Here is a 6935-nt window from a genome sequence, read left to right as displayed (position 1 = left end):
CCGTGCACCTCACGCCACAGGAACGGGATCTCCGCGCCGCCCGCCCGGGCGCCGACCTCCAGGAACGCGCACTCGCCGGTGGCGCGGTCGACGAACAACTCCAGGTGGAACACGACGGGCCGGTCGGAGAGGGCGGTCAGCGCCCGCATCGCGTACGCGCCGACGGCCCGCACCAGGCCGGGATCGTCCTCCTCCACCGAGCCGAGCGGGGTGCCGCCCCGGAAGCCGAGGCAGGTGTTCAGGTACCGCGACACCCGGTACGGGCCGAGCGCCACGCCGTCGAAGTAGCCGTCCACGTGGTGGATCGGGCGCGGGTCGAACGACTGGGCCATCAGCCGGGGCCGGCCGGTGAAATCCACCTCGCGCAGGTCACCAGGGCCGTCCACGCGTACGACACCGGCGCTGGAGCTGCCCGTGCGCGGTTTGACGATCACCGGCCAGCCGTACCGGTCACCGAAGGCGCGGACGGTCGCCGCCTCCCGTACGGTCGTGAAGGCCGGCACCGCCAGGCCCGCCCCGGCCACCATCCCGCTCATCGTCACCTTGTCCCGGTAGGGGCGCAGCTCCCCCGGTGTCCACCCGGCGCAGCCCCACTCCTGCCGCAGCTGCGCGGCGACCAGCAGGTCGTCCTCCTTGAGCGCGACGATCGCGGCCGGCGGCCCGAACTCGTGGGCCAGTTGCTTGACCCGTTCCGTCACGGCGGGCAGGTCGTCGGTCGCGTCGACCAGCAGCACGGCGGCCGCTTCCGGGGGCACCGCCGACGCCCCGACCTCGGTGGCGACGTAGGTGACGGTGTGCGTGTGATGGTCGAGGTAGCGGGCGTACTCGGCGTAGCGGGCCCGCCAGCGGTGGATGACCACGATGTGCGGCCGGGCCGGCATCAGTTGTCCTCGGCCAGCTCGTAGAACGCCGGGCCGTCCAGGTAGCGGAACGTGCCGAAGTCGCGGTCGACGACCTCCTCGATCGGGTGCATCAGGTTGACGATCAGCGGGGTGCTCAGGTCGTCGACGGTGCGCCGCAGCCTGCCTCCCGGGGCCACCACCGGGCGGATGTCGTAGAGGCTCTCCAGGCCCTCGATCACCCCGATCAGCGGGTACGCCTTGAGCCGCGCCTCCACCGTGGACACCGCCCAGGCGCTGACCACGTGCTTCCTGATCTCGTAGTCGGTGCCGACCCGGGCGGCGAAGCGCTGCGGGCGCACGTACGCGTCGACGATCCACTCCAGCTGGCCCTCACCCAGCGCGGGCTGGCAGAAGCCGGGCAGGTCCAGACCGGCCATCCGGGCGCCGACCTCGACCAGGCACGGCCCCTGCGGGGTCAGCTTGATCTCCAGGTGCGCGGCGCCGTAGCGGATGCCCAGCGCCTCGAGGACCGCGAACGCGTACGGCACCAGCGCCTGCTGGACCGCGCCGTGCCGGGGCAGCAACCGGACGCCGCAGGTCAGGTCGACGATGCCGTTGGCGGTGAGCTTGTCGTACTTCCAGATGTCGGTGACCTGGTGCGCGCCGTCGCAGCTGACCGTGTCCACCACGTACTCGCCGCCGGCCAGGTACTCCTGGGCGACGACGGCCTCGTTGCGGCGGGAGAAGATGTTCTCGCTGCCCAGGATCTTGCGGTACGCGGCGACCGACTCCCGCGGCGTGGCGCAGAAGTGCACCCCGTCGCCGGCCGCACTACGGATCGGCTTCACCACGATCCGGCCGCCCCGGGCCTCGTGCCAGGCGGCCAGCTGCTCCGCGTTCTCCACGAGCAGCTGCCCGGTGGCCCGCAGGCCGGCGGCCCGCAACGTCTCGATCTGCACATACTTGTCGCGGCGGGCGACGCTCAGCGCGGTGCCGTTGCCGGGCAGGCCGAGCTCGGCGGCGAGCAGGTCGGCGAACTCCACGCCGATCTCGCCCCCGGCCACCACGGCCACGGGGTCGTGCCCGCGGATCGCCGCGAGCGTGGCGGCCAGGTCGCCGGTGTGCACGATGTTCGCCGCGTACGGGGACAAGTCGAACGCGCCCTGGTACACCAGCGGCGGTTCCGGCGTGCTCTGCACCCGGACCACCTGGTAACCGGCCTGGTGGAACACCGGCGCGAGGCGCCGGGTCGGGGCGTACGCATCGACCATCACGACGGTTCGGGAAGCGCTCATCGCCCCACCGTGGCCGGGGGCGCTACGGATTCGCTACAGATCCGCTGCGCAGCGGATCCGTGGTGGATCTGAAGCGGCGCCCGGCAGGCTGCGTCCCATGTTGCAGCGCATGTGCTGGATCTTCCCGGACCGAGAGTCGACCCGGACCGCGGCGCAGTGGAACGCCGCGTTCTGGCGCACCTATCAGGAGGTGGCCAAGGAACTGGGCCTGAGCTGGGAGCGGACCGCGCCCGAAGCGGTGACGGTGGACGCCCTGGATCCCCGCAACCCCCGGGTGTACGTCGACGGGATCCTGGTGACCCCGCGGGACACCCTGTTCGTCACCTCGCCGTACACGCTGCCGTACCAGGCCGCGGACGCGTTCAACCAGTTCACCCTCTACGCCGTGCTGGAGCAGGCCGGCTTCTATCTGCCGCACCCGAGCTGGCTGGCCGCGCTCGGCAACGACAAGCTGGCCACCCTGCTGTTCCTCAAGGACTCTCCGATCCCGCCGGTGCCGACCGTGCGCATCGGCTCCGGCCGCGACCTGCTGTACGACGAGTTCCTGCCGGCGGTAGAGAACCTGCCGTACCCGGCCATCGTCAAGCCGTCCGGCTGGGCCGCCTCGCGCGGCATCAACATGGCCCACGACGCCCACGACGTCCGGGGACTGCTCAGCCTCGCCCAGGGCGGCGACACCACGCTGGTGTTCCAGCCGTACCTGGGCCGGGCCACCACCGACTACCGGATCCACATGGTCGACGGGAAGCCGCACACCACGCTGGTGCGCATCCCCGGCGACGGTGCCCGCTACCCGCAGTACAGCACCGGGGCACGGCTGCACTACGCGCCGCTGCCGGACGAGCTGGCCGCGGCGGTGGACTACTTCGCCAAGAAGCTGCCGATGCCGTACTTCTGCGTGGACTTCCTGCACGACGGCGAACGGTTCTGGCTGTCCGAGGTGGAACCGGACGGCGCCATCATGTGCCCCGACTCGCGCGATCCCGAGGTGGTCGCGCAGAACCGGGCGATCGTCCGGGACCGCTTCCTGGCGTACCGGGACGGGCACGCGCGACTGCACGGAGGTGCGCTGTGACCACGGAATTCTTCTCCGCCGCCCCGCTGGCGGTGGCCACCGTCGCCGACACCCTGGCCAAGCTGCGCTCGGTGCCGGCCCTGGCCGCCCGGTACGCCGACATCGTCGCCCTGGACAGCCTCGAGGACCTGGTCCACGTGCCGGTCATGCGCAAGGACGACCTGAACGTGGCGCTGGAACACCTCAGGCCCAAGGCGCAGCACGGCGCCACCTGGACGTTCCAGAGCGGCGGCAGCACCGGCTCCCCCAAGCTGGGTTACGCGCCCACCGGCCTGTACATGACCGAGGTGTACGAGCAGTGGAAGCCGCTGGGCCCGGACGACCTGTTCGTCAACGGCTGGGGCGCCGGCAAGCTGTGGGGCGCGCACTACCTCATGAACTCCTACGCCGACCTGACCGGCTGCACCGGGATCGGGCTGGGCGCGATCAACCGCGCCGAGTACGACGTCTGGCTGGAGTTCTTCGCCGATCGCGGGGTCACCTCGATCGGTGGCACGCCCAGCGTCCTGCGCCCGATCATCGGCCGGGCCCGCGAGCTCGGGATCAAGCTGGCCGACCTGCGTACCGTGCTCTGGCTCGGTGAGGCCTGGAACCCCGGCCTGGACGAGGACCTGCCGGTGGTCGCGCCGCAGGCGCGCCGCTGGGGCCTGTTCGGCAGCACCGAGACCTGGGTCGCCGGCACCAACACCCCGCAGTGCGCCGACGACACCTGGCACCCGCTGCCCTCGCAGCTCGTGCACATCGGCGCCGACCAGCTGATCGACTTCACGTCGCTCAAGCCGCACGGCCTCAACCCGGTGCTGCGCTACCAGACCGGCGACGCCGGCGAGTGGGTCGCCTGCACCTGCGGGGTGCCCGGCCGGGCGCTGCGGGTGCTGGGCCGGCGCGACGGCGAGGTGAAGTTCCGCGGCCTGCTGCTCAACGCGGACGCCCTGCTGCGCGAGGTGGCCGGTGTGCCCGGCGTGTCGCAGAGCCAGGTGGTCATCACCGAGTATCCGGCCCGCGGCAGCACGTGCGAGGTGCTGGTGGTGCCGGCCCGGGGCACGCCGGACGGGCTCGCCGGGCGGGTCCGCGACCACATCCTCGGCTCGGCGTTCGGCGGCCCGAGCACCGCCTTCCAGCGCGACCCCGAGGCCCTGGCGGTCACCGTCTCCGACGCGCTGATCCACAACGAGCGCACCGGCAAGGTCTCCCCGCTGGTCCAGCGGCAGGCGACATGAGCTCACCGGCCGTCGCACAGGCCCGCGAGGACCCCGCCCGCGGGCTCGGGCGCGACTTCAACCTGCTGTGGCTGGGTCAGTCGGTCAGCAACATCGGCGACCGGATCAACGTGTTCGTGGTGCCGACCGTGATGATCCTGCTGCTGCACGCCTCGGCGTTCCAGGTGGGCCTGGTCGGCATGGCCCAGTACCTGGCCATCCCGCTGCTCAGCCTGGCCGCCGGCGTGCTGGTGGACCGCTGGGACCTGCGCCGCACGCTGATCTGGTGTGACCTGATCCGGATGCTGGCCATCGCCGCCATCCCGGTCGCGTACTGGCTCGGCGTGCTGTCCGTGCCGCTGGTCTTCGTGGTCGTGGTGCTGGCCAACGCGGCGTCGGTCTTCTTCAACATCGGCTACGTCGCCACCATCGCGGCTATCGTCCCGGCCGGGGGCCGGGTGCGGGCGTACTCGCGGCTGGAGGGCAGCCGCAGCGTCGCCGAGGTGGTGGGGCCGGCGCTGGCCAGCGTGCTGTACCGCCTGCTCGGCGTGGCGTCACTGCTGGTCGACGCGGTGACCTTCCTGATCTCGGCGGTCGGCGTGCGGGCGATGCGACCGTACGGGGTACGCACGCAGCAGCACGAGCCGATGTGGACGCGGCTGGTCGCCGGCGTACGCCTCAACTGGAACGACCCGGTCCTGCGGGGCACCATCCTGGGCACCACGCTGCTCAACCTGGGCGGCCCGATCTTCGTGACCGTGCTGCCGATCCTGGCGTACCGGGGGCTGCACCTGTCCGTGCCCACGCTGGGCACGGTGATGTCGGTGGCCGCGGTCGCCGCCGTCGCCGGGGCGCTGCTCGCCCAGCGGGTCAGCCGGCTGATCGGCGCCGACCGGCTGATGCCCTGGTCGGTGTTCCTGCACTGCCTGGCCGGCCTGGGCATCCTGGCCGCACCGGCGCTGCCGCCGGCGCTCGTGCTCGGCGTGACGCTGAGCTTCTACGGGCTGTTCATGGTCTGGTACAACGTCAGCACCGCGGCGGTCCGCCAGGCCCGGGTCGGCCCGGCCGACCAGGCCGTCTCGCACGCCGCGTTCCGCACGATCACCTGGGGTGTCATCCCGTTCGCGGCGCTGCTCGGCGGCGTGCTGGTCGAACTGCTGACCCCGCGGGTGGGCGTCCTGGACGCGGCCCGGATCGCCATGGTCGGCGGCACGCTGATCGGGGTCCTGTTCGCCTGGATCCCCCTGGCCCCCACCCACGCCCGGCTCGCCCGGGAGAGCGCAGCGGCGGGTGCCGCATGAGTCGGGTGGTGCTGATCACCGGCTGCTCCTCCGGGATCGGCCTGGCGACCGCGGTCCGGGCCGCGCAGGCCGGCTGCACGACGATCGCCACGCTGCGCGATCCCGGCCGCGCGGACCCGCTGCGGCAGGCCGCCGACGCGGCCGGCGTGAAGCTCGACGTACGGCGTATGGACGTCACCGACGAAGCCTCGGTCGACGCCTGCCTGGCCGCGGTGCTGGACACCCACGGCCGGCTCGACGCCCTGGTCAACAACGCCGGGCTGGCCAACACGTTCGCCAGTGTGGAGACCGCCGGGATGGCCCCGTTCCGGGCTGGGCTGGAGGTCAACCTGTTCGGCGTGGTCGCGGTGACCCGGGCGGCGCTGCCGCACCTGCGCGCGAGCCGGGGCCGGATCGTCACCGTGGGCAGCACCCGCGGGCTGATCGGGCAGCCGTTCAACGAGGCGTACTCCGCGGCCAAGTTCGCGGTCGAGGGGTTCATGGAGAGCCTCGCGCCGGTCGCGGCGAGCCAGGGCGTCCGGGTGGTCATGGTCGAGCCGGGACCGGTGCTGGGTACCGCGTTCGGGGCCAACTCCGGCGTCACCCGCGAGTCGCTGCTGGCCGAGGCCGGCCCGTACGCCGAGGTGCTGGCCGACTACCTGGCCTGGGTCGCACGCGGCGGGCACCCGGGCGCCCAGTCCGCGTCCGAGGTGGCGGAGGTGCTGGTCCGGGCGCTCACCGACGACGCACCCCCGTTCCGGATCATGACGAGCGCCTGGGGCGAGCAGTACGTCCGCACGAAGCTGGCCGACCCCGGCGGCCCGGGGCGAGCACACCGGACCGGCGGACTGGCACACCGAGATCGGCGCGGACCCCCGGGCCGAGTACGCCGCGTCCGCACGGGAGGTAACCGCGGCGTTCGCCGCCGAGGGAGCGCTGGACCGTACCGTCTGGCTGCCGCTGATCCGGGACGGGATCTCGCTGCCGGCCCGGCAGGCGCTCGGTTTCCACCTGCTCGACTACGTGGTGCATGGCTGGGACGTGGCGGCGGCGATCGGGCGGCCGGTCACCTTCACCGACGACGTCATCGCGGCGGTCCGGGAGATCGCCGAGCGCGACGTGCCGGATGGGCCGCGCCGCCGCCGTCCACAAGCGACCTTCGCACCCGCCCAGCCGGCGGATGACGGCGCTCCCCCGCTGGACCGGCTGCTCGCGTTCCTGGGACGCGATCCGGCCTGGGGCCG

6 protein-coding genes and 1 pseudogene are annotated in these 6935 nt (G+C 72.7%); 5 read left to right on the top strand and 2 right to left on the bottom strand.

The window, feature by feature from the left end:
• Together AB0C29_RS26395 and AB0C29_RS26390 are read right to left on the bottom strand one after the other, a co-directional pair.
• On the bottom strand, positions 1-881 hold an 881-nt coding region (locus AB0C29_RS26395), incomplete at its 3' end, for a biotin carboxylase (protein WP_360825226.1).
• Positions 881-2137: an ATP-grasp domain-containing protein gene (locus AB0C29_RS26390; protein WP_360825223.1), complete on the bottom strand. Its 1257-nt coding sequence runs from the start codon at positions 2135-2137 to the stop codon at positions 881-883. The genes AB0C29_RS26395 and AB0C29_RS26390, both read right to left, overlap by 1 nt.
• 97 nt (positions 2138-2234) lie before the next feature.
• On the opposite strand from AB0C29_RS26390, the gene AB0C29_RS26385 reads away from it, so the two are divergent.
• From AB0C29_RS26385 to AB0C29_RS26365, 5 genes and pseudogenes are all read left to right on the top strand, one after another.
• Complete coding sequence (locus AB0C29_RS26385; RefSeq protein ID WP_360825220.1) at positions 2235-3212, top strand: hypothetical protein; 978 nt, start codon at positions 2235-2237, stop codon at positions 3210-3212.
• Positions 3209-4432, top strand: a complete 1224-nt coding sequence (locus AB0C29_RS26380; protein ID WP_360825217.1) for an AMP-binding protein — start codon at positions 3209-3211, stop codon at positions 4430-4432. The genes AB0C29_RS26385 and AB0C29_RS26380 overlap by 4 nt, the downstream gene beginning before the upstream one ends.
• On the top strand, positions 4429-5712 hold the full coding sequence (locus AB0C29_RS26375; protein WP_360825214.1) for an MFS transporter: 1284 nt from the start codon (positions 4429-4431) through the stop codon (positions 5710-5712). Before AB0C29_RS26380 ends, AB0C29_RS26375 begins: the two co-directional genes overlap by 4 nt.
• A pseudogene (locus AB0C29_RS26370) lies at positions 5709-6221 on the top strand (SDR family NAD(P)-dependent oxidoreductase); the annotation flags it as partial. The gene AB0C29_RS26375 and the pseudogene AB0C29_RS26370, both read left to right, overlap by 4 nt.
• Positions 6222-6552: 331 nt before the next feature.
• Positions 6553-6935, top strand: a 383-nt coding sequence (locus AB0C29_RS26365) for a TIGR03086 family metal-binding protein (protein WP_360825229.1), incomplete at its 3' end; no start/stop codon positions are given.

The sequence above is a fragment of the Actinoplanes sp. NPDC048791 genome (assembly GCF_040650095.1).
In the GTDB taxonomy this organism is placed as follows: Bacteria; Actinomycetota; Actinomycetes; order Mycobacteriales; family Micromonosporaceae; genus Actinoplanes.
Note: the sequence above shows the minus strand (reverse complement) of the source record. Positions and strands in the feature narration are given on the sequence as shown.